The sequence below is a fragment of the Phenylobacterium sp. genome (assembly GCF_046290725.1).
GTDB lineage: Bacteria > Pseudomonadota > Alphaproteobacteria > Caulobacterales > Caulobacteraceae > Phenylobacterium.
This window is the reverse complement of the sequence record NZ_JBKBUH010000001.1, coordinates 2,065,498-2,088,499: the sequence shown is the minus strand read 5'-3', so window position 1 is coordinate 2,088,499 and position 23,002 is coordinate 2,065,498. Positions and strand designations below refer to the sequence as shown.

Genomic DNA, 23,002 nt, shown 5'->3' with positions numbered 1-23,002 from the left:
CGATCATGCAGCCCACCTATCTGCCCTATCTGGGCTATTTCCACCTGATCGCCGCCAGCGACGTTTTCGTCTTCCTCGACGACGTGCAGTTCGCCCGCCGCTCCTGGCAGTCGCGCAACCGCATCCTGGGCGCCGGCGGCGAGGTGATGCTGACCGTCCCGGTCCAGAAGCACGAGCGCGACACGCCGATCTGCGAGATCCTGATCTCCGAGGCCGAACCCTGGCGCGACAAGCACCTGGCCTCGATCCGCCACGCCTACGCCCGGAGACCCTTCTTCGCCGAGGGGTTCACTTTCCTGGAAGAGGCTCTTGCGACCCGGGGCGAGCTCGCCGGCCTCAACCGCGGGATTGTGGAGGCCGCGGCGCGCCGACTTGGTCTCGCAGCCGAGTTCGTCAACGCCTCGGACCTCGCCTGCCCCGGCCATCGCTCCGAGCACCTGCTGGCCATCTGCCGAGCCGTGGGCGCCACCGACTATCTCTCGCCCATGGGGTCGCAGGACTACATGGTGGAAGACGGCGTCTTCACCGCCGCCGGCTTTCCCGTGCGGTTCCAGGGGTTCGTCCAGATCCCCTACCCGCAGGGGCGCGAGCCCTTCACGCCGTACATGGCCTTCGTCGACGCCCTGATGAACCTCGGTTGGGCGGGCCTCCGAGCTCTTCTCGGCGAAATGGCGGAGGCCGAGGCCTAACGCCGGCGCATCATCCGCGCGGCGAGCACCGCCACGCCCGCCGCAGCGGCGAGGGCACCGCCGACGAGCGCCGCCAAGCCGAGTTTGCGGGGGGGCTTGGCCTCGCCCTGCGGCCCGAAAGGCGCCGGCTCGACGACAATCGGCTCAGGCGCCGTCGGCTCCAGGCTGCCGGCGCTCAGGCCCACCGGCGCGCCACCGGCCGCGCGGCGGAAGGCGACGGCGCCGCCGGCGCGGTCGAATTCGCTGACCTCCCAGCCGCTGTCGAGCCAGGCCTTGTGGTGCGGCTTGCCGCCGCCGGTCCACCAGGCGCCCTGCTGGGCGGCCTTGGGCAGGGGAAAGCCCAGGACCTCCTCGATTTCGGCGAAGCTGGGGCGCCATTCGTCGGCGCTTTCCTGCGCCAGGCGTTCGGACAGGGGCCGGTACTTGCTCATGGATGTCTCCCGCGGGGCCACAACGCATGGGCGGGCCTGACGTTTCGAGCCGCGGCCGTCAAGGCTCAAGACCCTCGCATTCCGAGCCTGCGCCATCTAGAGGGGGGCCATGACCGACGACGCCGTCCAGATCATCGCCCGCGGGCCCCGCGCGCAGGCCGAAGCCGCAGCCCAGGCCATCGATTCCGATCCCCTGCTGGAAGAAGCCACCTATTCCATCCTCGAGGAAGACGAGGACCGTGACATCTGGCGCATCGACGCCTTCCCCACCTCCAAGGAAGAGGCCGACGGCCTTGTCGCCGCCCTGGCCCGGTTTCCCGCCCTGCGCACTACGGTGGAGAAATTGGCCGACGCCGACTGGCTGGCCATGGCGCTCTCCGGCCTGCCGCCGGTGCGGGCGGGCCGTTTCTTCGTCTACGGCGCGCACGACAGGGGGCTGGCGCCGCCCAACACCGTCAACCTTCGGATCGAGGCGGGGGCGGCGTTCGGCACCGGCCACCACGGCACGACGGTGGGCTGCCTGCTAGCGTACGACGCGCTGCGCAAGGCCCGCGCCTTCCCGCGGGTGCTGGACGTGGGCGCCGGCACCGGCGTGCTGGCCATCGCCGCGGCGCGCACTGGCTCCGAAGTGGCGCTGGGCACGGACATCGATGCGCCCTCGGTCCGCATCGCCCAGGAGAACGCCGCCCTCAATCGCGCGAAGGCGCGGTTCGTCCACGCCTCGGGCCTTTCCGACCGGCGGGTGCGGCGGGCCGCGCCCTACGACCTGGTCTTCGCCAACATCCTGGCCCCGCCGCTGGTGGCCCTGGCCCAGGACATCAAGGGCGCGCTGCGGCCCGGCGGGTTCGCGATCCTGTCGGGCCTGCTGCGCACCCAGGAGCGGCGGGTGCTCGCGGCCTATCTGTCGCGCGGCTTCCGCCTGCGCCGGCGGCTGCACCGCGACGCTTGGGCGACACTGGTGTTGCAGCGCGCCTGAGGCGGCCAAGCGGAACCGGCGCCGCAACGTCACGTTCACCTTCGGTCCCGGCGGCCACGGGAGAGGGCCGCCCCGAAGGAGAAACCGATGTCCAATCAAGACCCTTATGTCGAACGGACCACCGAGACGCCCGGTACCGTCCGCCGCGAGGAAGTGCGGGCCGGGGGCGGCCGCAGCGGTGGGTCCAACGCCGGCTGGTGGATCGCCGCCCTGGTCGCCGTCGTGGCGCTCGTCGGCCTGTTCTTCGCGTTCGGCGCGAACGGCACGCGCGACACAGACCTGCAGGCCGCCAGAGAAGCCGGTCGGGCCGAAGGCGTGATCGACAGCGCCACGGCCCAGGCCCAGCAGGCCGCCGCCGACGCTACGCGCGCCTCGTCCGACGCCGCCGCCAGCGTTTCGGACGCGGCCCGTTCGGCCGCCGACAGCGCCTCGACCGCGGCCGAACGCTCGGCCGAAGCCGCCCGCGACGCCACGGCCTCGGCCACCGACGCCACCCAGGACGCGGCCAGCGAGGTCAATCCGCGCTAACCGCGCCTGAATTAGCCTGGCGGGCCGCCCATTCCGACGCGAGGATCGCGTAGAGATGGGTGTCCCGCCAGCCGTCGCGGACCTGCTGGTTCCGCCGCAAGGTTCCCTCCCGGCGCATGCCGAGCTTTTCCATGATTGCGTAGGAGCCGGCGTTGCGCACGTCGCAGGTCGCCCAGACCCGGTGCAGGCCGAGTTCTTCGAACGCCACCCTGACGATCGCTTCCGCGGCTTCGTAGCCATAGCCCTTGCGCCAGTAGGCGCTGTGGTAGCTGTAGCCGAAGTCGGCGTTCCCCCGCTCCTGCAGGCTCAGGCGGATCGAACCGATCACCCGCGCCTCCTCCACCAGCTCGACGGCGAGGTTCACATGGCCTCGCGGCCAGGTCTGCTGCTCCTTCAGCCATCGGTCCAGCACCTCGCGCGTCACCTCCAGGGTGTTCGGGCCCCAGTCCATGTAGCGCACCACCTCGGGGTCGATGGCGTAGGCGTGGACGTCGTCGAAATCCGCCTCCCGCAGTTCGCGCAGCAGCAGGCGCTCGGTGCGGACGGGGAACCAGGGTCTTGCCGGCAGGTCGGTCATGTGAGCTCTCCGAAGGTTTGAGGCCGTCGGCAGGGCTCGTTCTCGTCTCCTCGACCCCTGGCCGTTCGGCGGGGTCGTGGATCTTTCGGTGCAGGCGTCAGCCCACGCGAAGACGCACGGCCCCGAAGGGACCGCAGGAATTCGACGGGGTGCGGGCGATAGCCATGCGGGGCTTATGGCGCCGGCGGCCGGGAAGGTCCAGCTTGGCGTGGGCGAGTCGGGGACGGCGATGGACGGAACATCGGCAGGCATCGGGGCGCGGCGGGCGGTTCTGACCCTCGGCGTCAGCCAGACGCTGGGCTACGGCTGCAGCTTCTACCTGCCCGCCATCCTGGCCGATCCCATGGCGCGCGACGTGGGTGCGCCCACCACCTTCGTCTTCTTAGCCTTTTCCGGCGCCCTCCTGCTGCACGCCTTCATCGGGCCGGCCGCCGGACGGATCGCCGACCGGCGCGGCGCGCGCGGATTGCTCGTAGCCTCCAATCTGCTGTTCGCCGGGGGCCTTGCAGGGCTCGCCCTGGCGCAGACGCCGCTGCACCTGATCCTGGCCTGGGCGGTCATGGGGCTGGCCATGGCGATCGGGCTCTACGACATCGCCTTCGCGGGCCTGGTGGGCTGGTTCGGGACGGACGCGCGCAAGTCGATCACCGGCGTCACCCTGATCGCCGGCTTCGCCAGCACCGTGGCCTGGCCGCTGAGCGCCTGGCTAGAAGCGGAGGTCGGCTGGCGCGGGGCCTGCCTGGCCTGGGCCGGGGCCAACCTGCTGATCGGGCTGCCGCTGCACCTCAGCCTGCCGCGCAGGGGCCAGGCCGCCGCCGCGCCCGCCCCGCCGAAGGGCCGCGCCGCCCTTTCCCGCGAGGTGGTGCTGATGGCGGCGGCCTTCGCGGTCATGTCGCTGATCGGCTCGACCATGGGCGCCCACCTGCCCGCCCTGCTGGTCGCGGTGGGCGCAACAACCGCGGCGGCTGTGGCGGCCGGAATGCTGGTGGGGCCGGCCCAGGTCGCCGCCCGGGTGCTGGAGTTCGTACTGGTCCGGCGGATACATCCCCTGGACTCCGGCCGGCTGTCGGTGGCGCTGTTTCCCCTGGGCGCGGCCCTGCTGCTGGCGCTGGGGCCGTCGGCGGGCGCGGCCTTCGCGATCCTGTACGGGGCGGGCAACGGCCTCTTCACCATCGTGCGGGGGACCTTGCCGCTCGCCCTCTTCGGGCCGGAGGGCTACGGCGCCCGCCTCGGCGCCCTGATGGCCCCCGGACGCGTGGCCGGCGCGCTGGCGCCGCTGGCCTTCGCCATGGTCATGGAGCGCTCGGCCGCCTGGGCGACAGCGGGGCTCGGAGCCCTTGGAGTCATCGCCCTGGCCTGCCTGGTCCTATTGCGGCGGCCGGACTAAACGGGCCTGCTTGCCCCTCAGTGCTGCAGCCGCTTCTCCAGCGTCTGGGCGACATAGTCCGGATCGTAAGGTTCGCCCAGGAACTCGAACAGCGGGCGCAGGCGTTCGGGATCGGCGACGAAGGCGTCGTAATGGACGAGCAGGCAATCCTGCGGATGGCGCGCCACATAGGCCTCGATGGTCCGGTTCCAGTCGGCGATCTGGGCCACCACCTCCTCGCGCGGCTTCTCCTTCCACCAGGAGGAGCCGGCCACCGCCTCGGGATTGCGGGTGTTGAACACGAACCGCGCCGGGGCGAAGAACTGGCGGATGAAGGCGATATAGGTCTCCAGTTCCTCAGGTTCGTGGAAGTAGCGGATCTCCTTGAAGCCGACGGCGCGGGCGTCGGGCGGCGGCATCAGGATCTGGCGCACGAACTGGTCGGCCAGGGTCTCGCCATAGCTCCTGGGATCGATGTCGTAGGCGCCGTACCAGGGCGTATCGGGCGGAGTCGGCTGCTTGCCGAACTCCTCCTTGGCCTTGAGCGCGGCCTGGTAGCTGCGGACCAGGCCCCGCAGGGCGTCGCTGTTCTCGCCGCGGATGTGATAGCCAGGCAGCCCGCCGATCAGCTTCTGCACCAGGGTCGAGCCCGAGCGGCCATAGGTGACGATGAAGACGAACTGCTGGACCGAATCCCAGTTGCGCCGTTCGCCTCCGGCCACCCCCAGCCTTCGCAGCGCCCGCCTGGCCCGGCGCAAGGGATAGGGGAAGATCGCAGGCAGATGCATCGGCGCGGCCTCTGGGCTTGTACAGGGGGCGGGCGCCGCGAGCCGCGACGCAAATGCGACGCTAACATCGCACCAATGTCGGGAAAATGTCGGAAGGCGCCTCGCGGGCGCCATTCCGCCGTCTCGCCCGTTTCAAGACCAGTGGCGCCGCCGCGCGCGGCTCTCTAAGTTCCAGCCATGCGCCAGACCTTCGACGAAAGCACCGATCCCTCCTTCGGGCCCAAGCATGTGCCCCTGATCCGCAAGGCCATGGAGGCCCAAGGCCTCGACGGCTTCCTCGTGCCGCACGAGGACGAGCACCAGAACGAGTACCTGCCCCAGGCCAACGACCGGCTGGGCTGGGCCACCGGCTTCACCGGCTCGGCCGGGGCCGCCGTGATCCTGAAGGACAAGGCCGCCATCTTCGTCGACGGCCGCTACACCCTGCAGGTCCGCGATCAGGTGGACCAGGGCCTGTTCGAGATCCGCGACCTCGTGGAGGGCGGCGTTCCGGCCTACCTGGAGAGCGCCGTCGCCGCTGGCCAGACCATCGGCTACGACCCGCGCCTGCACGCCCCCGACGCGCTGGAGCGCCTGAAGGCCGCGGCCGCCAAGGCCGGGGCGGCGCTGAAGCCGGTGGCGCAGAACCCTCTGGACCTGGCCTGGAGCGGCGAACGCCCGCCGCAGCCGACGGCGCCCGTCGTGCCCCATCCGCTCGAATACGCCGGCGAGGATTCCGGCTCCAAGCGCGCCCGCATCGCCAAGGTTCTGGCGGAGAAGAACGCCGAGGCGACCGTGCTGACCGCGCCGGCCTCCATCGCCTGGCTGTTCAATGTCCGCGGGGGGGACGTGATCCGCTCGCCCCTGCCGCTCGGCCAATCGATCCTGAACCGCGACGGGACGGCCCGCCTGTTCCTCGATCCTGTGAAGGTCTCGCCCGAACTGCGCGCCTGGCTCGGCAACGAGGTGCGGCTGGAGACGCCGGACGACCTGCCCGCCGCCCTGGCCGAGCTGAAGGGCAAGCGCGTGCTGGTCGATCCCGGCCAGTCCTCGGCCTGGTACTTCGACACCCTGGCCGCGGCCGGCGCCGAGGTGGTGCGCGGCGAGGATCCCTGCGCCCTGCCGCGCGCCTGCAAGAACCCCGTCGAGATCGCCGGCGCCCAGGCGGCCCACATCCGCGACGGCGCCGCGGTCGCCCGCTTCCTGCACTGGCTGGCCACCGAAGCCCAGGACCGTACGGTCGACGAGATCGAGGTGGTGACGCGCCTTGAGGGCTTCCGCCAGGAGACCGGGGCGCTGAAGGACCTGTCCTTCGACACCATCGCAGGCGCCGCCTCCAACGGCGCCATCGTCCATTACCGGCCGACCGTGAGGCTCAACAAGCAGACCGAGCGCGGCTCGCTGCTGCTGGTGGACTCCGGCGCCCAGTACCTCGACGGCACCACCGACATCACCCGCACCGTGGCCATCGGCGAGCCGAGCCAGGAGATGCGCGAGCGGTTCACACTGGTGCTGAAGGGGAATCTGGCGCTGGCCGCCGTGCGCTTCCCCGCCGGAACCACCGGCTCGGCGCTGGACGCCCTGGCCCGGGTTCCTCTGTGGGCGGCGGGCCTCGACTACGACCACGGAACCGGGCACGGCGTGGGGTCCTATCTCGGCGTCCACGAAGGCCCGCAACGGATCTCCAAGGTCCCGAACACCGTCGCCCTGCGGCCGGGCATGATCGTCTCCAACGAGCCCGGCTACTACAAGGAAGGCGCCTACGGGATCCGGATCGAGAACCTGCAGTACGTGACCGAGGCCGCCGAGGTCCCCGGCGGCGAGCGGCCGATGCACGGCTTCGAGACCCTGACGCTCGCCCCCATCGACCGGCGGCTGATCGTGGCGGAGATGCTGACGCCGGCCGAACGCGCCCAACTCGACGCCTATCACGCCCGTGTGCTGGCCGAGATCGGGCCGAAGGTCGACGGCGAGGTCCGGGCCTGGCTGACGGCGGCCTGCGCGCCGCTTTGAGCATCGCGCACCCTCGCCCTTCAACAGGAACCCCTCCTGCGCCTCGGCGTTGAGCCTCCCGCAAGCCGGGCCTTAAGGCGCCGGAGACTTCGCCGGACAGGAGGGGATTTCATGGCCGAAGGCGTCGGGCCGCGGATGCGCGCGGCCGTGGTCACAGGGCCCGGCCAGATCCGGATCGACGAAGTTCCCTTGCCCGAGCCTGGGCCCGGCCAGGTGCGGGTGCGGCTGGAGGGTTGCGGGGTCTGCGCCTCCAACCTCACGCCGTGGGCGGGTCCGCCCTGGATGAACTTTCCCACCGAGCCGGGCGGGCTGGGCCATGAAGGCTGGGGCGTGATCGACGCCCTGGGTCCTGGCGTGACGGGGCTTCTGGAGGGCGAGCGAGTGGCGGCCGTCTCCTACCACGCCTATGCCGAATACGACCTGGCGGCCGCCGATGCGGTGATCCGGCTGCCGCCGGCGCTGGCTAAGGCGCCCTTCCCGGGCGAGCCGCTGGGCTGCGCCATGAACATCTTCCGCCGCAGCGGCGTCGAGGCCGGCCAGAACGTGGCGATCATCGGCATCGGGTTCCTCGGCGCGATCCTGACCCGCCTGGCGACCGACGCCGGGGCGCGGGTGATCGCCATCTCGCGCCGCGCCTATTCCCTCGACCTCGCCCGCCAGATGGGGGCTGCCGAAACCCTTCCGCTGGAGGACCACGGGGCGGTGATCGAGCAGGTCAAGGCCCTGACCGGCGGCGCCTTCTGCGAGCGGGTCATCGAGGCCGTCGGCGCGCAGGGGCCGCTGGACCTGGCTGGCGAACTGACCGGAGAGCGCGGCCGCCTGATCATCGCCGGCTATCACCAGGACGGCCCGCGGCAGGTGAACCTCTGGCTCTGGAACTGGCGCGGCATCGACGTGATCAACGCCCACGAGCGGGACCCGCAGGCCTATGTGGATGGCATCGCCGAGGCCGCCGAGATGATCGCCCGGGGGAAGTTCGACCCCTCGCCGCTCTACACCCACACCTATCCGCTGGAGCGGCTGGACGAGGCGCTGAACGCCACTCGGGACCGCCCCGACGGCTTCCTGAAAGCCATCGTCGTCCCATGATCGCCGAAGACACCGCCCCGGCTCCGCGCGCGCTCACCCGCCCGCCGCGCCTGGGTTTCGCCGGCGTCGGCTGGATCGGCCGCCACCGAATGCAGGCCATGCTGGAGACCGGGCTGGTCGAAGCGGCCGCCGTGCTGGACCCCTCGCCGGACATGGCCGCCGAGGCGCTCAAGCTTGCGCCTGGGGCAGCGCGGGCTGACGACTTCGAGGGCCTGCTGGCGATGGATCTGGACGGGGTGGTCATCGCCACCCCAAGCGCCTTGCACGCCGATCAGGCTATCCAGGCGCTTCGCCGCGGCGCGGCGGTGTTCTGCCAGAAGCCGCTCGGCCGCGACGCCGCCGAGGCCGGCGCCGCCGTGGCGGCTGCGCGGACCACCGACCGGCTGCTGTGCGTCGATTTCTCCTACCGCTTCACCGAAGCGATGCGGGCGGTGCGCGGGCGGATCGGGGACGGCGAGCTCGGACGGGTGCATGCCGTCGATCTCGTCTTCCACAACGCCTACGGGCCGGACAAGCCGTGGTTCTACGATCCGGGGCTGTCCGGCGGCGGCTGCCTGATGGATCTGGGCGTCCACCTGGTGGACCTGGCGCTCTGGACCCTGGGTTTCCCGGAGGTGGAAAGGATCGACGCTGACCTCTTCGCCGGCGGACGGCCGCTTACCGCCGGCGCGGTGGAGGACTATGCGGCGGCCACCTTGCGCCTCTCGAGCGGGGCGGTGGTGCGGATCGCCTGCTCCTGGCGGCTGCCGGCGGGCTGCGAGGCGGTCATCTCGGCGGCCTTCTACGGGGAACGCGGCGGCGCCGCCATGCGCAACGTGGGCGGCTCCTTCTACGACTTCACGGCCGAACTCTATCGCGGCTGCGAGACGCAGGTCCTGACCTCGCCGCCCGACGCCTGGGGCGGCCGCGCCGCCGCCGACTGGGCGCAGCGCCTGGCCAGGGGCGCCCGGTTCGATCCCGAAGCCGAACGCTTCGTAGCAGTCTCGCAGGTGCTCGACAGGATCTACGCGACGGCCGGGCGGGCTTGACGGCTCCGCCGGTCCAAGGTCTCGTCCCGCAAGGCGATGCGGACGCGGAATCGATGAAGCCTGCCCAGACGAGGGCCCTCTATGCGGGCTCCTTCGATCCCATCACGCGCGGCCATCTCGACATCGTTCAGAAGGCGCTGACGACCTTCGACATCGTGCACGTGGCGGTGGGGACCCATCCGGACAAGCGTGGGCTGTTCGGCGTCGACGAGCGGCTCCATCTCATCGGCGAGTCGATCATGGACCTCGACCCGGCCGGCTCAAGGATCCGGAGCCTGCCCGAGCAGGTGGAGGTCGGCGCCTTCGCTGGGGAGAGCGTCATCAAATACGCGCGCCGGATCGGCGCCACCCATGTGGTGCGCGGCCTGCGCCAGTTCTCCGACTTCGACGACGAGTTCCGTTACCATGGCGTGTTCGGCCGCCTGGAGCCGTCGATCCCGATGATCCACATCATCTGCCGGGAAACCTTCCTGCACGTCAGCTCGAGCACGGCGCGGGAACTCGCCGGCCTGAAGGAAGACGTCTCCTGGCTGGTCACGCCCAGTGTCGAACAGGCGCTCGCGGAGAAATTCAGCGGCTAGGAGAAAGGGGCGTCGCGCCCCTCTAGGCGCCCGCGACCGCCGGGGTCGCCGCCACCGCCCGGGCCACTTCCGCCGTCAGTTCCGGCAGGAGATCCTGGCGCACCGCAGGATCGCCCCAGAAGGGGTTCATCGTCACGCAGCGGACCAGCACCAGGCGGTCGGCGTCACGCCGTCCGCCGAAGCGGGCGAGATGCGCGTCGATCAGATCTCCGCAGGTTTCCGCGCCGAGCACGGTCCGCGACATGGAGAAGCCGGGCGAGGCGGCGATCTGGGCATGGAGCGCGGCCGTGCGGGCGTTTGCGGCGCTCAAGGCCTCGCCCTCCTCGGCGACCGAGAAGCAGAGAATGTTGGTGTCGGCCGGCGAGAGCAGCCGCACCTGCGGAATCTGCGCCAGCGCCTCGGCGATGGCGCGGCGCCCCCGCAGCGTGGCGCGCAGCACCGCGCCCAGGCCTTCGGGCCCGAAACCCAGGGTCTTGCCGGCAAGCCAGACGGCGGCCGCGCCGGTGGCGGGGCGGGATCCTTCCAGGGTGCGCGTCCAGGGCGCCGCGCCCAGTTCGGCCCGTTCCACATAGGGCGCCGCGAAGGAGGACACCCGGTCGCGCGCCGCATCGCGGACCAGCAGGGCGCCGCAGGCATAGGGCGCATAACCCAGCTTGTGCGGGTCGACTGTCACCGTATCGGCGCGGGCGACGGCGCGCAGCGCCCGCCGCTGGGCCGCGCCAAGCAGCGGTTCGTCGGGCGAAAGCGCGCAGAAGAAGCCGCCATAGGCGGCGTCGACGTGGAACCAGATGTCGATCCCCTGGCGATCACGGAGCTCGGCGAGTTGGTCGGCGACGGCGTCCAGCGGGTCGAGTTCGCCAAGCTCCGTCGTCCCGGCCACGCCCACCACCGCCAGCACCGGCCGTCCGGCCGCGCGCGCCTCATCAATGCGGACCGCCAGGGCCGCTGGCGAAAGCCGCCCTTCGGCGTCGAGGGCGACCGGCCAGAACGCCTCCTCACCCAGGCCGAAGACGTTCGCCGCCTTGATCCAGGAATAATGCTTGTGCCCCGGCGCCAGCAGGACGGGACCGCGCCAGGGGCGGCCTGACGCCCGGCCGAGCCGTTCGGCGATCTCCAGCGGGTTGCCGAGAACCGCGCTGCGAGCGCGCATGTCTGCGTCCTCGATCCCGTAGCGCGCGGCGAGTTCGCGGGCGCGCGCCTCGGTCATGTGGGCGGCGGCGAACGGATCCAACGGAACTCCGTGTTCCTCGGCCAGGGCGAGCCCGAGGGCGAGGCGGTGGTCCAGGCGAAAGCGCGCGCGCCAGACAGCTTCCAGATTGGCTACCGTGCCGCCCGAGGTGAAGTGCCCGACCGCGGCCTGCGGATCGAACCCCACCATCTGGGCCAGCATGGCGATGGCTTCCGCCTCCAGCGGGACGCCGACCTTGGCGGCTTCCTTCGAGGTGATGTTGGGATTGTGCAGCAGGGCCGTGAAATGGCCGAGCAGGGCCGGCAGGGAGGTCTCGGAGACCATATGGCCGAGATAGCGCGGCGAATAGGTGGGCGCCTCGTCGCGCAGGAGGTCGGTGAGTTCGGCCAGACGCGTCTCCAGAGCCTTGCGCCCGGCCTGGAATTGCGCGCTCGCCCTGTCCTCCGGTCCGATGGCCGCGGCGTCGCCGGCGAAGAGTCCCTTTCGCCAGTCGAACAGGTGATCCAGCACGGCCTCGACTTGGCTGCGGAGCCAGACCTCGTTCTCAGACTTTGGACCCAGGAAGTGGGCGCAGAACCCCGCCGTCTCGGACATGGCAACCTCCGTCGGCGGACATGGCAGGCCCCCGGCGGCTACGCCATGACGGAGATCAAGTGGCTTCCGCCGCTACCCCACCATGTCCCAGACCAGCGGCTCGCCTCGGGCGAGATCCCGCACCGCCGGCTTGCCCAGCACGCGCTCCAGCTCCGCCGGCGGCATCCCGTTCCCCGGGCGGATGGAGCGCACATTGGCCCGGGTCAGCGGTTCGCCCGCCTTCACGTCGGCGATCACATAGAGCGAGCGGCGGAACAGCAGGGAGCCGCGCTCCGAGCCGAGCGTGTCGTAATGCGCTCGGCCCAGCGCCTTCCAGCCGTCCTTGCAGTCGCGCACCAGGGCGGCGAATTCCGCAGGCTCCAGCGAGAAGGCCGCGTCCGGCCCCCCATCGGCGCGGGCCAGGGTGAAGTGCTTCTCCACCGCGCAGGCGCCGAGCGCCACCGCCGCCACCGAGGCCGCCGTTCCTGGTGTATGGTCGGACAGGCCCACAGGGACCCCGAACCTGCGCATCATGTCGGGCACGGTGCGGACGTTGGCGTCCTCGAACACCGCCGGATAGCTGGAGACGCAGTGCAGCAGGATCACGCCGTCAGCGCCTGCCTGAAGCGCCGCATCGCGGGCGGCGGCGATCTCGGCTTCGTTGGCCATGCCCGTGGAGATGATCAGCGGCTTGCCCTTGGCCGCGGCGTAGCGGATCAGGGGCAGGTCCACGGCCTCGAACGAGGCGATCTTGTAGGCCGGCGCATCGAGGCCGGCGAGCAGGTCCACCGCCGTCTCGTCGAACGGGCTGGAGAAGATCGTCACGCCCCGCTTCTTCGCCCGCTCGAAGATCGCCGCATGCCACTCGAAGGGTGTGTGGGCCTCCTGGTAGAGCTCATAGAGGCTGCGCCCGTCCCAGAGGCCGCCGTGAATGCGGAACTCCGGCCGGTCCACGTCCATGGTGATGGTGTCGGCCGTATAGGTCTGGATCTTGATGGCGTCGCAGCCGGTGTTGGCGGCGGCGTCGACCATGGCCAACGCCCGATCCAGGCTGCCATTGTGGTTGCCCGAGAGCTCGCAGATCACATAGGGCTCGTGGTCAGGGCCGACCTTCCGGCCGGCGATCTCCACTTCCAGCGACATCGACCAGACTCCAGCGCGCCCCGCCGGCGCGGCGGGAAGGTTAACGCAAGACCGGAGCTTCGGGCGCGGCGATTAAGGATCGGTTCTCCGCGCCTTTAGGTCACAGCATCCCGCGGCTGGCCAGGTACTGTTCAAGGGCCGCGATCCGCGTCGCTTCCGAGGGATGGGTCGAGAGGAACTGCGGCGGACGCCCGCCGGCCTGCGCCCGGGCGGCCATGTTGCGCCAGAGCGCGATGGCCTCGGCCGGCCGGTAGCCGGCGCGCGCCATATAGTCCACGCCCAGGCGGTCGGCCTCCAACTCATGCTGGCGCGAGAAGGGCATCAGCACGCCGAGCTGCGCCCCGACGCCGCCGAGCGACGCCACCTGGCGCCCGAGGTCCGGGTTTGATCCGCCCAGCGCCCCTTGCGCGCCCGCGATGGCGAGCTGTGTGGCGGCGGCGTGCGAATAGCGCTCCGCCGCATGCTGGGCGACGGTATGAGCAATCTCGTGCCCCAGCACCGCCGCCAGCTGGTCGTCGTTCTCCACGATGGCCAGCAGGCCCGTGTTCACGCCGATCTTCCCGCCCGGCAGGACGAAGGCGTTCGCCTGCGGGTTCTCGAACAGCACGTACTCCCATGGCCGGTCGGACAGGCCCGCGGCCTCGACCAGGCGCGAACCCACGCGCCTGACGCGCTCGGCTCCGGCGCGATCTTGCGAGACGCGATTGCTGGCCAGCGTCTGGGCCCAAGCCTGCTGAGCCGACTGGGCGAGCGAAGCATCGTTCACCAGCAGCAGCTGATTGCGGCCGAGTTCCTCGTTGTAGGCGCAGGCTGCAAGCCCGCCGGCCGCGCCTAACGCCAGCGCCGCCGCAGCGGCGCGAAACCTGCCAACCATGGTCCACCTCCAGTTCGACAGCACAACGCCGTTCCGCCGTGCGGGCTCCGCAGGCCGCGCCTGCTACAGTCGAACACGCTCAGGGAGACGTCGGCTCTAACCCGCACCCTTCGGCGGCTGCCAGAGTTCGATGGGGTTGCCCTCGGGGTCGTGGATGCGGGCGAACCGGCCGGTCTCGGGCGTATCCCATTCGGCGCGCGTCTCAGCCGCGATGTCGGCGGCGGCGAGGCTTTCCAAAAGGCCGTCTAGGTCGTCCACCCGAAGATTGAGCATCCAGCGCTTGTCGGCGGCGAAATAGTCGCTCTCCTCGCGGAAAGGAGCAAAGACCGTCGGACCGGCCTCCTGAGCCCACCAGTCGGTCAGGCCGAGGTGCGTCTTGTACCAGGCCGCCAGCGCTCCATTATCGGCGGCGCGGAAGAAGAACCCGCCGATGCCCGTCACCTTCGCCATGCGATGCTCCCGTACCTGCGTTCGGCGAGGCTAGGCTGCGACATGGCGCGCGGCAACGGCGAAGGCGCGTTCCGCCCGTCGCAACGCGGCAGAATCTCACCTAAATAGAGGCGATGTCGCAGAACGCTCCCCGCTCCGTCCGCTGCCTGATCGTGGGCTCCGGCCCCGCCGGCTACACCGCCGCCATCTACGCCGCCCGCGCGCTGCTCAAACCGGTGCTGATCGCCGGAATCCAGCCAGGCGGCCAGCTGACCATCACTACGGACGTGGAGAACTATCCGGGCTTCGCCGACGTGATCCAGGGCCCCTGGCTGATGGAGCAGATGCAGGCCCAGGCCGCTCACGTCGGAACCGAGATCGTCAACGACATCGTGGTCAAGGCCGACCTCTCCCAGCGCCCGTTCCGCCTGGAATGCGACTCCGGCCAGGTCTGGCTGGCCGAGACCCTGATCATCGCCACCGGCGCCCAGGCCAAGTGGCTGGGCCTTGAGAGCGAGCAGACGTTTCAGGGCTTCGGCGTTTCGGCCTGCGCCACCTGCGACGGCTTCTTCTATCGCGGCAAGGAGGTCGTGGTGGTGGGCGGCGGCAACACCGCCGTGGAGGAGGCTCTGTTCCTCACCAACTTCGCCGCCAAGGTCGTCCTGGTCCATCGGCGCGACGAGCTGCGCGCCGAACGCATCCTGCAGGAGCGCCTCTTCGCCCACCCGAAGATCGAGGTGGTCTGGGACAGCGCCATCGACGAGGTGCTGGGGACCTCCGATCCGGTGGGCGTCACCGGGGTGCGGCTGAAGAACGTCAAGACCGGCCAGACGCGCGAGCTTTCCTGCGACGGCGTCTTCGTCGCCATCGGCCATGCACCGGCCTCCGAGCTGTTCAAGGGGCAGCTGGAAATGGACGCCTCGGGCTATCTGAAGGTGAAGCCCGGCACGGCCTCCACCGCTATCAAAGGCGTCTACGCCGCCGGCGACGTCACCGACGACGTCTACCGTCAGGCCGTGACCGCCGCCGGCATGGGCTGCATGGCCGCGCTGGAGGCCGTCCGCCTGCTGGCCGAGGAAGACCACGAAAAGGCGCACAAGCCGATCAGTCACGCGGAAGCCGAGAAGATCGGCGCCTGGTGATCTTTACCGGCCGCTAACCACGCCGCAGACTCCCATTCCTGGAGCGGAGCCCCCGCTCCTCCTGCTCGCAGAAGACGAGGCGCCGCGCCGCCATGACCAACCTGATCGTGCGGGGCGGACGCCCCTTGCGGGGCGAGATCACGCCCTCGGCCAACAAGAACGCCGTCCTGCCGGTGCTCTGCGCCACCCTGCTGACCGACGAGCCGGTGGTCCTGCATCGGGTTCCGGACATCACCGACGTGCGTAAGCTGCTGGATTTCTTCGGCAACCTCGGTTCGCGCGTCGAGATGGACTTCGAGACGGGAACCCTGCGCCTGCATCATGGGGCAGGCCTGGATCCGAAGGCCGCGCACCTGCCGCTCGGCATGCGCTCCTCGATCATGCTGATCCCGCCGCTGCTGCACCGGTTCGGCCGGGCGAGCCTGGAGGAGGACGTGACAGGCTGCACCCTCGGCTCGCGCGAGATCGACCCCCATATCGAGGTGTTCCGCGCCTTCGGGGCCGAGGTGACCAGCGAGCGGGCGGCGACCGTCATCTCGCTCGAGGGCGGGTTCTCGGCGACACGCCATTGGCTGGACTACGCCTCGGTGACCACGACCGAGAACTTCGTACTCTGCGCCGCGGCTGCGAAAGGCGCCTCGCGCCTGACCAACGCCGCCTGCGAGCCGCACGTGCAGGAGTTCTGCGACTTTCTCCGCCGCATGGGCGCGAGGATCGAAGGGGTCGGCGGCTCGCGTCTCGACGTTGAAGGCGTGAGCGGGCTGCGGGGCGTGGAATTCACCTTCGCCGACGACTTCCACGAGGTCGCCACCTTCCTGGCGATGGGCGCCATGACCGGGGGCGAGATCGCCGTGCGCAACGGCTCGGTGGAGCAGTTCCCCCTGCTCGATCGCACCTTCGCGAAGTTCGGCGTCGAGGTGATCCACGAGAACGGCTGGTCGCGCGCCCACATCGACGGCCGGCTGAAGGTGCGCGAGCCCTTCACTTCCAACATCCTGACCAAGGTGGAGGCGGCGCCCTGGCCCTATGTCCCGGCCGATCTCCTGCCGATCTTCATCGCGCTGGGCGTACGCGCCGAGGGCCAAGCCATGTTCTGGAACAAGGTCTATGACGGTGCGCTGGGCTGGCATGCCGAACTCGGCAAGTTCGGGGCGCACGCCCTGCTGTGCGACCCGCACCGGCTGATCGTCTTCGGCGGCAAGCCGCTCACGCCCGCCAAGGTCGAGAGCCCCTACATCATCCGGGTGGCGATCGCCCTTTTCATGATTGCAGCCAGCATCGACGGCGAAAGCACCATCCTCAACGCCGCCCCCATCCAGCGCGCCCATCCAAGGTTCGTGGAGAACCTCAACGCGCTGGGCGCCGACGTCTCCTGGGTCGCGGGCGACTGAGGGCTCAGGGCGCCGGACTGGCCACGGGCTCTCCGGCGAGGAACAGCCGCACGTTCTCGATGGCCTGGGCGACCATCCGGGGAATGGAATCCACCGTACCGCCGGCCGTGTGCGGGGTGAGCACGGTGTTGGGGACGTCGGCCCAGCGGTCCGCGGGCGTCGGCTCCTGCGCGAAGACGTCCAGCGCGGCCCGGCCAAGCCGGCCATCCTTGAGGGCCGCGATCAAGGCCTCCTCGTCCACCACCGAGCCGCGAGCGACATTGACGATCAGGCCCCGCGGTCCCACCGCCTCGATGACGCCTGCATCGATCAGCCCGCGGTTGGAGGCGTCCGCGCGGCAGGCCACCACCAGGATGTCGCTCGCCTGGGCCAGGGCGAGCAGGCTCTCGGCTCGCGGCCAGGCGGCGTCGGGCTTCGCGCGCGGTCCCCACCACGCGACCTCCAGCCCGAAGGCTTCCGCGCGCCGGGCGACGGCCTCGCCGATGGCGCCCAGCCCCACCACGCCCAGTCTGCGCCCGCGAAGGCCGGGTCGCGGTCCCATCCGGTCGTCGTCGCGCCAGCGGCCCTGGCGCACCACCTCATCGCCCAACACGATATTGCGCCAGGAGGCCAGGACCAGCCCCAGCGCGTGGTCGGCCACGTCCTCCGCGTTCAGCCCCCTGGCGTGGGTCACTTCGATCCCCCGGGCCCTGGCGGCCGGAACATCCACTCCGTCATAACCGACGCTGACGCAGGCGATCAGGCCAAGTTTGGGGAGGTTTTCCAGGAAGTCCGTCGGCAGCGGGACCTCGCCCGCATGCACGATGGCCCGCGCGGCCGCGGACGCCTCCGGCGTCATCGCCCACCGTTCGGCCACCGCCCATCCTTGCGCCTCCAAGGCCGGGCGCATGGGCGAGAGCATCGGATGCGACAGCAGGACGATCGGCGCGGCGGTCATGGAATCCTCCTCGGCGCGACCACAGCCGCCCGCCCGGTTTTCCCGGCTTTTCATGAAGGAGGAAGGCGGCTCCCGAGTCGCCCATCGCTTTCCTGTGGATAAGATAACTCGCGGATTTTCCTCGGCAATCGAGCCGCCACCCACAAGTTATCGACAGCTTATCCACCGACTCGAAGCCCTCGAATCACAGGCGGGCAAGTTCGGGCGCTTGCTTCATACGGACTTCGGTGGGAACGTCAAGGGGCCGAGAGGGACCGCGGCGCAGATGCGAAGGGAAACCGGATGCATCGGCAAGGCGGAAGGTTTTCGGAGACCGGAGGCCGGGGCGACCCGGAGACCGGATCTCAACGGGGCCACCGGCGCGACGGAAACCTGCGGGGAAGCCCGTGATCGAAGTCGCATCGACCTTACGGCGCAGATCCCCCAACGGATCTGGATGAGAGGGCGACGCCGCGGGAAACCGCAGCGCCGCCCTCTTGCTATGCGCGCCATGCGCGCGCCCTGCGACAGTATGTCAACCGCCGGTTTAAGGGTTTGGGCGCCACGCCGCGCGATCCTCGCTCCACATGCGCGAGCCCTCCTCCCCCTTGGGTCCCACGCGACTTCAGCTGGTCATCTGGAGCATCGGCTTTGCTCTGGCGGCGATGGCGTGCGTGGCCTTCAGCCTCGGCCTCACCCGGGGTCCGTCCGGCGTGGCCACCGTCTGGATGGCCGGCGGCGTGCTGGCCGCCGCCTTCCTCATACTGCCCTGGCGCTGGAGCGCGGGCGTAGCCGCGACGGTGGTCGCCTACAATTTCGCCCATGGCCTGTGGGTCGGAAATCCATTGGGGCCGGGTCTGGCGTTTCCGCTGCTCAACCTCACCGAAGCGGTCGCCACGGCCTGGCTCGCGCGCCGCGTCTGCGGGCCGCGAGTCCGCCTGGACAGCCTGCCGCAGGTCGGGCGCCTGATTCTCCTGGCGGCCGCCCCGGCGACCTCGGTCTGCGCGGTGCTGGCGGCGAATGTCCTGACCCTGATGGGTCGGAACTTCGACGACGTGATCCTCGCCTGGTTTGCAGCGCACGGCATGGGCATGGCCATCGTTCTGCCTTCGCTTCTGCTCCTGCTGCGGAGCGAGGGCCGTCGCAGCTTCGCCGCCTCGCCGGCGGAACAGGTCGCCCTCTACGGGGCCGCCGTCCTGGCGGGCGGCCTCGTTCTCGCGCCGCTCGACTTCCCAACACAGGCCCTGGTCTTTCCCGCCGTCTGCCTGGCCGCCTTGCGGCTCGGGCCTCGCGGCGCGGCCGCCTCGGCCCTGATCGTGCTGACCCTCGGCTCGGCGGCCCTTGTCGTGATTGGCGGAGCATACGGATCCGCCGGCGCCGAGAACCGCGCCCTGCAGGGGTTGGTGCTCCTCGCCCTCGTCATCGGCCTGGCTGTCGGTCAGGCGGCGGCGGAGCAGAAGCGCCTGGCGCGCAGGCTGCGCAAGCGGCGCCTCCACGCCGCGGTCCTCGCCCGCCGGGCGATCGAGGCCGAGCGCGCCAAAGCAGCCTTCCTCAGCCGCATGAGCCATGAGCTGCGCACCCCGCTCGCCTCCATCGTCGGTTTCGCCGAGGTGCTGCAGCGTCGCCCCGACCTGCCCGACGCCGCACGGCGCCAGGCCGTGCTGATCGACCGGGCGGGGGCGGCGCTGACCGCCGCCATCGGCGATATCCTGGAATACGCCCGCCTCGAGGCCAGCCAGGTCGAGCTCGACCTCCGCCCTGTCGTTCCCCGCGCCGCAGCCCAGGAGACCTTGGCGCTGGTCCAGGAAAGCGCCCGCGCCAAGGGGATCGACCTGCAGCTCGCCCTGATCGGGCCCGTGGAGGCCGCCGTAATGGCCGACGGCCTGCGGGTGCGGCAGGTGCTGCTGAACCTGCTCGCCAACGCCGTGAAGTTCACCGAACGGGGCCACGTGCGCCTGGAAGTCCGTGTCTCTCATGCCGAGACCGCGCGAACCCTGCGCTTCACCGTCGCCGACACCGGCTGCGGCCTGCCGCCGGACAGGGCTGCGCGCCTCTTCAAGCCCTTCGGCGGGCTGGAGGCGGCCACCGACCGGCTGCATGGCGGAACGGGCCTGGGCCTGGCGGTCGCCCGGCGGCTGGCCGAGCACATGGGCGGACGCATCGGCGTGGACTCCGCGCTCGGCGTCGGTTCGGCCTTCTGGTTCGAGACCCCCGCGCCGCTCGCCGGCCCGGCGGCGGCTCGGCCGGCGGTCTTGGGCGGGCGGGTGCTGATCGTGGACGATCATCCGGTCAATCGCGAGGTCGCCGCGACCCTGGTGGGGACCTTGAGCTGCGAGGCCGCCTGCGTCGACAGCGGTCAGGCCGCCGTCGAAGCCATCCGCAGCGGCCGCTTCGATCTGGTTCTGATGGACATCCACATGCCGGGCCTGGACGGTCTGGCCGCCGCGCGCCAGATCCGCGCCCTGGAGGGCGAGGCGGCCGCCATTCCCATCGTCGGGGTCAGCGCAGACACCACGCCGGCCACCGAAGCCGCGGGCCTGCGGGCCGGGATGAACGCCGTGATCGCCAAGCCGCTGGACGTGGCGGTCCTGGAGCGCGCCCTGGCCGCGCTCCTCCCGCCGCTTCCCGATACCCGCGCAGCCTGAACCGCCGCTTCCGTCTTGGAAGTCGCCGCCGGCCCTTCTACGGTCGGCGCCGGTTCACGTTGGGGGATTCCATGAAGGTCCTGCGTCTCGCCGCCCTCGCGCTCGCGGCCCTGGCCTGCGCCTGTTCGCCCGCCGAAAGGCAGGGCCCGGCCAAGGGCGAAGGCGAACTCACCACCATCCGCTTCGCCACCGACTGGCGCGCCCAGGCCGAGCACGGCGGCTTCTACCAGGCGCTGGCCTCCGGCGAGTACGAGCGCCGCGGCCTCGACGTGCGCATCGTCCAGGGCGGACCGGGCGTGAACGTGCCCCAGCTCCTCGCCTCCGGCGCGGTGGAGGCCGGCATGGGCTCCAACAGCTTCATCGTCCTGAACCTCGCCAAGGAAGGGGTGCCGGTGAAGGCCGTGGCGGCGATGATGCAGAAGGACCCCCAGGTCCTGATCGCCCACCCCGGCGTGGGCGTGGAGAAGATCGCCGACCTGAAGGGCAAGCCGATCCTGCTCTCGGACGCCTCCGTCACCGCATTCTGGGTGTGGCTGAAATCCAAGTACGGCTTCACCGACGATCAGGTGCGCAAGTACACCTTCAACTCCGCCCCGTTCCTGGCCGACAAGCGGGTGGCCCAGCAGGGTTATGTGACCAGCGAGCCCTACACCATCGAGAAGGAGGCGGGCGTCGCGCCCAAGGTCTTCCTGCTCGCCGACGAGGGCTATCCCGGCTACGCCACCATGATCCTGGTCCCTGAGCGGCTGATCGCGGAGAAGCCGGAGGCCGTACAGGCCTTCGTGGCGGCCACCGCCCAGGGCTGGCGCGACTATCTGAACGGCGACCCCAGCGCCGCCGACGCCCTGATCCGCAAGGACAATCCCGAGATGACCCAGGACGTGCTGGATCAGGCGCGGGCCAAGCTCAAGTCCTACGCCATCGTCGAAGGCGGCGACGCGCAGACCAGGGGGATCGGCGTCATGACCGACGAACGCTGGGCGGAGTTCTTCGAGGTCGCGGCGAGCCAGGGCGTCTATCCGAAGGATCTCGACTACCGCCGCGCCTACACCCTGCAGTTCGTCGGCGGCGGGAAGTAGGGCGGCGAAGTCTTCCTCCCCCGTTTACGGGGAAGAATAGGCGCGAGACCAGAAACCTGCATGACAGCCGTCGCCCTATCCGCAGTCGAGGTGGACTATCCCAAGCGCGGGCGTGCTCTGGGGCCGTTCGACCTGTCCGTGGGCGAGGGCGAGATCGTGGCCCTGGTGGGTCCATCGGGCTGCGGCAAGTCCACGGCCCTGCGGCTGCTGGCCGGCCTCGAAGCGCCCGCCCGCGGCGAGGCGCGGCGCAGCGTCGGCCGCGGCGAGACCTCTGTGGTCTTCCAGGCGCCGACCCTGGCCCCCTGGCTGGATGCGGCGTCCAATGTCGCCCTGCCGCTGGAGCTCTCCGGGGTTCCGCGCAGGGCCGCACGCGAGCGGGCGATCGAAGCCCTGGCGCGCGTGGGGCTGGCCGGCGCCGAGAAGGCCAGGCCCGCCCAGCTTTCCGGCGGCATGGCCATGCGGGTCTCCCTGGCCCGGGCGCTGGTCACCGAGCCCCGGCTTCTCCTGCTAGACGAACCATTCGCCGCCCTGGACGAGATCACCCGCCGAACCCTGGCGGACGACGTGCTGGCCCTCTGGGCGGCGCTGAAGCCGGCCATCGTCTTCGTCACCCACAATGTGGAGGAGGCCGCCTATATGGCCGGCCGCGTGGCGGTGATCACCCGCGGCCCCGGGCGGCTGGCCGGCGAGGTGCAGGTGGAAGGCGCTCTGCCCCGCCCGCCGCATTTCCGCGCCACGCCGCAGTTCCGGGAAGCGGCCGAGGCGGTCTCCGACCTGCTGGCCCAGGGCATGGAGGCTTCGGCGTGAGCCGCCTCGTCAACCTGCTCGCCCCACTGGCCCTGGTCGCAGCCCTGCTGGGCGGCTGGGAGGCGGCCTGCCGGATCGGCGAGATTCCGCCCTACCTGCTGCCGCCGCCTTCCGCTGTGGCCGGCGCCCTGATTTCCGACGCCCCGGCCCTGCTCGCTTCGGCCTGGAACACCCTATCCATGGCCCTGATGGCTCTGGTCGCCGCCAGCCTGTTCGCCAGCGCGCTCGCCCTCGCCGTCGCGCTCGGGCCGGTGGTGGAGCGGGCGGTGCGGCCCCTGGCCGTGGCGCTGCAGGTGACCCCGGTCGTGGCGGTCGCCCCCCTGGTGGTGATCTGGGCGGGCATCGATAATCCGGAGCGCGCCATCGTCGCCCTGGCCGCCGTCGTGGCCTTCTTCCCGATCTTCTCCGGCGCTGTCACGGGCCTGAAGTCGGCCGATCCGGACCTGGAGCGCCTGTTCGAGCTCTACGGCGCCGCCCGCAGCCAGCGCCTCTGGCGGCTGCGCCTGCCCTCGGCCGTCCCTTACCTGCTCGAAGGCCACCGGGTCGCCGCCGGCCAGGCGGTGATCGGGGCGGTGGTGGCCGAATTCGTGGCCGGGTCCGGCGGCGCCCAGGGCCTGGCCTGGCGGATCCTGGAGGCGGGCAACCGGCTGCAGACCGCGCGAATGTTCGCCGCCCTGGTGGCGCTGGGACTTTTGGGCGCCCTGCTGCACGCCCTGCTCGACCGCCTGGAGCGGGCGGCGCTTTCCTGGTGGCGGGGCCGTTAGGTCTT

Annotated in this window: 22 protein-coding genes; 14 read left to right on the top strand and 8 right to left on the bottom strand. The window is 70.9% G+C overall.

Annotated features, from left to right (window positions below; genetic code table 11):
* Window positions 1-5 precede the first annotated feature (5 nt).
* Complete coding sequence (locus ACK41C_RS10850; protein ID WP_409653687.1) at window positions 6-689, top strand: WbqC family protein; 684 nt, start codon at window positions 6-8, stop codon at window positions 687-689.
* Here the strand turns inward: ACK41C_RS10850 and ACK41C_RS10845 are convergent.
* The gene (locus ACK41C_RS10845; RefSeq protein ID WP_409653685.1) at window positions 686-1,120 is read right to left on the bottom strand and encodes a hypothetical protein; all 435 of its coding nucleotides are present in this window, start codon (window positions 1,118-1,120) and stop codon (window positions 686-688) included. The two genes, ACK41C_RS10850 and ACK41C_RS10845, sit on opposite strands and share 4 nt — an antisense overlap.
* Window positions 1,121-1,229: 109 nt before the next feature.
* Between ACK41C_RS10845 and ACK41C_RS10840 the strand changes: the two genes are divergently transcribed.
* The gene (locus ACK41C_RS10840; RefSeq protein ID WP_409653684.1) at window positions 1,230-2,096 is read left to right on the top strand and encodes a 50S ribosomal protein L11 methyltransferase; all 867 of its coding nucleotides are present in this window, start codon (window positions 1,230-1,232) and stop codon (window positions 2,094-2,096) included.
* Window positions 2,097-2,183: 87 nt separating this feature from the next.
* Window positions 2,184-2,624, top strand: coding sequence for a hypothetical protein (locus tag ACK41C_RS10835; RefSeq protein WP_409653681.1), 441 nt, complete (start codon window positions 2,184-2,186; stop codon window positions 2,622-2,624).
* Here the strand turns inward: ACK41C_RS10835 and ACK41C_RS10830 are convergent.
* Window positions 2,611-3,201, bottom strand: coding sequence for a GNAT family N-acetyltransferase (locus ACK41C_RS10830; protein WP_409653678.1), 591 nt, complete (start codon window positions 3,199-3,201; stop codon window positions 2,611-2,613). The genes ACK41C_RS10835 and ACK41C_RS10830 overlap by 14 nt on opposite strands.
* A 229-nt stretch (window positions 3,202-3,430) precedes the next feature.
* Between ACK41C_RS10830 and ACK41C_RS10825 the strand changes: the two genes are divergently transcribed.
* Window positions 3,431-4,588 (top strand): MFS transporter, encoded by a 1,158-nt coding sequence (locus ACK41C_RS10825; protein WP_409653676.1) that lies wholly within the window; start codon window positions 3,431-3,433, stop codon window positions 4,586-4,588.
* A 17-nt stretch (window positions 4,589-4,605) separates the two neighbouring features.
* On the opposite strand, the gene ACK41C_RS10820 is transcribed toward ACK41C_RS10825, so the two are convergent.
* The gene (locus tag ACK41C_RS10820) at window positions 4,606-5,355 is read right to left on the bottom strand and encodes a sulfotransferase family protein (RefSeq protein ID WP_409653674.1); all 750 of its coding nucleotides are present in this window, start codon (window positions 5,353-5,355) and stop codon (window positions 4,606-4,608) included.
* 177 nt (window positions 5,356-5,532) lie between these two features.
* Between ACK41C_RS10820 and ACK41C_RS10815 the strand changes: the two genes are divergently transcribed.
* From ACK41C_RS10815 to coaD, 4 genes are all read left to right on the top strand, one after another.
* Complete coding sequence (locus tag ACK41C_RS10815) at window positions 5,533-7,347, top strand: aminopeptidase P family protein (RefSeq protein ID WP_409653671.1); 1,815 nt, start codon at window positions 5,533-5,535, stop codon at window positions 7,345-7,347.
* 111 nt (window positions 7,348-7,458) lie between these two features.
* Window positions 7,459-8,436 (top strand): MDR/zinc-dependent alcohol dehydrogenase-like family protein, encoded by a 978-nt coding sequence (locus ACK41C_RS10810; RefSeq protein WP_409653668.1) that lies wholly within the window; start codon window positions 7,459-7,461, stop codon window positions 8,434-8,436.
* Window positions 8,433-9,464, top strand: a complete 1,032-nt coding sequence (locus ACK41C_RS10805) for a Gfo/Idh/MocA family protein (RefSeq protein WP_409653665.1) — start codon at window positions 8,433-8,435, stop codon at window positions 9,462-9,464. The genes ACK41C_RS10810 and ACK41C_RS10805 overlap by 4 nt, the downstream gene beginning before the upstream one ends.
* A 53-nt stretch (window positions 9,465-9,517) precedes the next feature.
* Window positions 9,518-10,045 (top strand): pantetheine-phosphate adenylyltransferase, encoded by a 528-nt coding sequence (gene coaD, locus ACK41C_RS10800; protein WP_409653662.1) that lies wholly within the window; start codon window positions 9,518-9,520, stop codon window positions 10,043-10,045.
* A gap of 22 nt (window positions 10,046-10,067) precedes the next feature.
* On the opposite strand, the gene ACK41C_RS10795 is transcribed toward coaD, so the two are convergent.
* The 4 genes from ACK41C_RS10795 to ACK41C_RS10780 form a co-directional block, all read right to left on the bottom strand.
* The gene (locus ACK41C_RS10795; RefSeq protein ID WP_409653659.1) at window positions 10,068-11,828 is read right to left on the bottom strand and encodes a pyridoxal phosphate-dependent decarboxylase family protein; all 1,761 of its coding nucleotides are present in this window, start codon (window positions 11,826-11,828) and stop codon (window positions 10,068-10,070) included.
* 72 nt (window positions 11,829-11,900) lie between these two features.
* Window positions 11,901-12,950 (bottom strand): pseudaminic acid synthase, encoded by a 1,050-nt coding sequence (pseI, locus tag ACK41C_RS10790; RefSeq protein WP_409653656.1) that lies wholly within the window; start codon window positions 12,948-12,950, stop codon window positions 11,901-11,903.
* Window positions 12,951-13,050: 100 nt separating this feature from the next.
* Window positions 13,051-13,824, bottom strand: a complete 774-nt coding sequence (locus ACK41C_RS10785; RefSeq protein WP_409653653.1) for a M48 family metallopeptidase — start codon at window positions 13,822-13,824, stop codon at window positions 13,051-13,053.
* A gap of 96 nt (window positions 13,825-13,920) precedes the next feature.
* Entirely contained in the window at window positions 13,921-14,274 is a 354-nt protein-coding gene (locus tag ACK41C_RS10780) for a VOC family protein (protein WP_409653650.1), read from the bottom strand.
* A gap of 113 nt (window positions 14,275-14,387) precedes the next feature.
* On the opposite strand from ACK41C_RS10780, the gene trxB reads away from it, so the two are divergent.
* Together trxB and ACK41C_RS10770 are read left to right on the top strand one after the other, a co-directional pair.
* Entirely contained in the window at window positions 14,388-15,395 is a 1,008-nt protein-coding gene (trxB, locus tag ACK41C_RS10775; protein ID WP_409653647.1) for a thioredoxin-disulfide reductase, read from the top strand.
* Between the two features lie 92 nt (window positions 15,396-15,487).
* Window positions 15,488-16,786, top strand: coding sequence for a UDP-N-acetylglucosamine 1-carboxyvinyltransferase (locus tag ACK41C_RS10770; RefSeq protein WP_409653644.1), 1,299 nt, complete (start codon window positions 15,488-15,490; stop codon window positions 16,784-16,786).
* 4 nt (window positions 16,787-16,790) lie between these two features.
* On the opposite strand, the gene ACK41C_RS10765 is transcribed toward ACK41C_RS10770, so the two are convergent.
* Window positions 16,791-17,723 carry a 2-hydroxyacid dehydrogenase gene (locus ACK41C_RS10765; protein WP_409653641.1) on the bottom strand — a complete coding sequence of 311 codons (933 nt, stop codon included), beginning with the start codon at window positions 17,721-17,723 and terminating at the stop codon, window positions 16,791-16,793.
* Between the two features lie 587 nt (window positions 17,724-18,310).
* Between ACK41C_RS10765 and ACK41C_RS10760 the strand changes: the two genes are divergently transcribed.
* From ACK41C_RS10760 to ACK41C_RS10745, 4 genes are all read left to right on the top strand, one after another.
* Complete coding sequence (locus ACK41C_RS10760) at window positions 18,311-20,347, top strand: ATP-binding protein (RefSeq protein WP_409653639.1); 2,037 nt, start codon at window positions 18,311-18,313, stop codon at window positions 20,345-20,347.
* Between the two features lie 71 nt (window positions 20,348-20,418).
* Entirely contained in the window at window positions 20,419-21,426 is a 1,008-nt protein-coding gene (locus tag ACK41C_RS10755; RefSeq protein WP_409653636.1) for an ABC transporter substrate-binding protein, read from the top strand.
* A 60-nt stretch (window positions 21,427-21,486) separates the two neighbouring features.
* Complete coding sequence (locus ACK41C_RS10750; RefSeq protein WP_409653634.1) at window positions 21,487-22,233, top strand: ABC transporter ATP-binding protein; 747 nt, start codon at window positions 21,487-21,489, stop codon at window positions 22,231-22,233.
* A complete protein-coding gene (locus ACK41C_RS10745; RefSeq protein ID WP_409653631.1) occupies window positions 22,230-22,997 on the top strand; it encodes an ABC transporter permease in 768 nt (255 codons plus the stop codon). Before ACK41C_RS10750 ends, ACK41C_RS10745 begins: the two co-directional genes overlap by 4 nt.
* The last annotated feature ends 5 nt before the right edge of the window (window positions 22,998-23,002 follow it).

Excerpts from the sequence above, each read along its gene's own strand:
- ACK41C_RS10850 (WP_409653687.1), top strand. The coding sequence starts at position 6 with ATGCAGCCCACCTATCTGCCCTATCTGGGCTATTTCCACCTGATCGCC.
- ACK41C_RS10785 (WP_409653653.1), bottom strand. The coding sequence starts at position 13,824 with ATGGTTGGCAGGTTTCGCGCCGCTGCGGCGGCGCTGGCGTTAGGCGCG.
- ACK41C_RS10820 (WP_409653674.1), bottom strand. The coding sequence starts at position 5,355 with ATGCATCTGCCTGCGATCTTCCCCTATCCCTTGCGCCGGGCCAGGCGG.
- ACK41C_RS10845 (WP_409653685.1), bottom strand. The coding sequence starts at position 1,120 with ATGAGCAAGTACCGGCCCCTGTCCGAACGCCTGGCGCAGGAAAGCGCC.
- ACK41C_RS10840 (WP_409653684.1), top strand. The coding sequence starts at position 1,230 with ATGACCGACGACGCCGTCCAGATCATCGCCCGCGGGCCCCGCGCGCAG.
- ACK41C_RS10810 (WP_409653668.1), top strand. The coding sequence starts at position 7,459 with ATGGCCGAAGGCGTCGGGCCGCGGATGCGCGCGGCCGTGGTCACAGGG.
- ACK41C_RS10815 (WP_409653671.1), top strand. The coding sequence starts at position 5,533 with ATGCGCCAGACCTTCGACGAAAGCACCGATCCCTCCTTCGGGCCCAAG.
- ACK41C_RS10795 (WP_409653659.1), bottom strand. The coding sequence starts at position 11,828 with ATGTCCGAGACGGCGGGGTTCTGCGCCCACTTCCTGGGTCCAAAGTCT.
- ACK41C_RS10755 (WP_409653636.1), top strand. The coding sequence starts at position 20,419 with ATGAAGGTCCTGCGTCTCGCCGCCCTCGCGCTCGCGGCCCTGGCCTGC.
- ACK41C_RS10770 (WP_409653644.1), top strand. The coding sequence starts at position 15,488 with ATGACCAACCTGATCGTGCGGGGCGGACGCCCCTTGCGGGGCGAGATC.
- ACK41C_RS10830 (WP_409653678.1), bottom strand. The coding sequence starts at position 3,201 with ATGACCGACCTGCCGGCAAGACCCTGGTTCCCCGTCCGCACCGAGCGC.
- pseI (WP_409653656.1), bottom strand. The coding sequence starts at position 12,950 with ATGTCGCTGGAAGTGGAGATCGCCGGCCGGAAGGTCGGCCCTGACCAC.
- ACK41C_RS10780 (WP_409653650.1), bottom strand. The coding sequence starts at position 14,274 with ATGGCGAAGGTGACGGGCATCGGCGGGTTCTTCTTCCGCGCCGCCGAT.
- ACK41C_RS10825 (WP_409653676.1), top strand. The coding sequence starts at position 3,431 with ATGGACGGAACATCGGCAGGCATCGGGGCGCGGCGGGCGGTTCTGACC.
- coaD (WP_409653662.1), top strand. The coding sequence starts at position 9,518 with ATGAAGCCTGCCCAGACGAGGGCCCTCTATGCGGGCTCCTTCGATCCC.
- ACK41C_RS10750 (WP_409653634.1), top strand. The coding sequence starts at position 21,487 with ATGACAGCCGTCGCCCTATCCGCAGTCGAGGTGGACTATCCCAAGCGC.
- ACK41C_RS10805 (WP_409653665.1), top strand. The coding sequence starts at position 8,433 with ATGATCGCCGAAGACACCGCCCCGGCTCCGCGCGCGCTCACCCGCCCG.
- ACK41C_RS10765 (WP_409653641.1), bottom strand. The coding sequence starts at position 17,723 with ATGACCGCCGCGCCGATCGTCCTGCTGTCGCATCCGATGCTCTCGCCC.
- trxB (WP_409653647.1), top strand. The coding sequence starts at position 14,388 with ATGTCGCAGAACGCTCCCCGCTCCGTCCGCTGCCTGATCGTGGGCTCC.
- ACK41C_RS10835 (WP_409653681.1), top strand. The coding sequence starts at position 2,184 with ATGTCCAATCAAGACCCTTATGTCGAACGGACCACCGAGACGCCCGGT.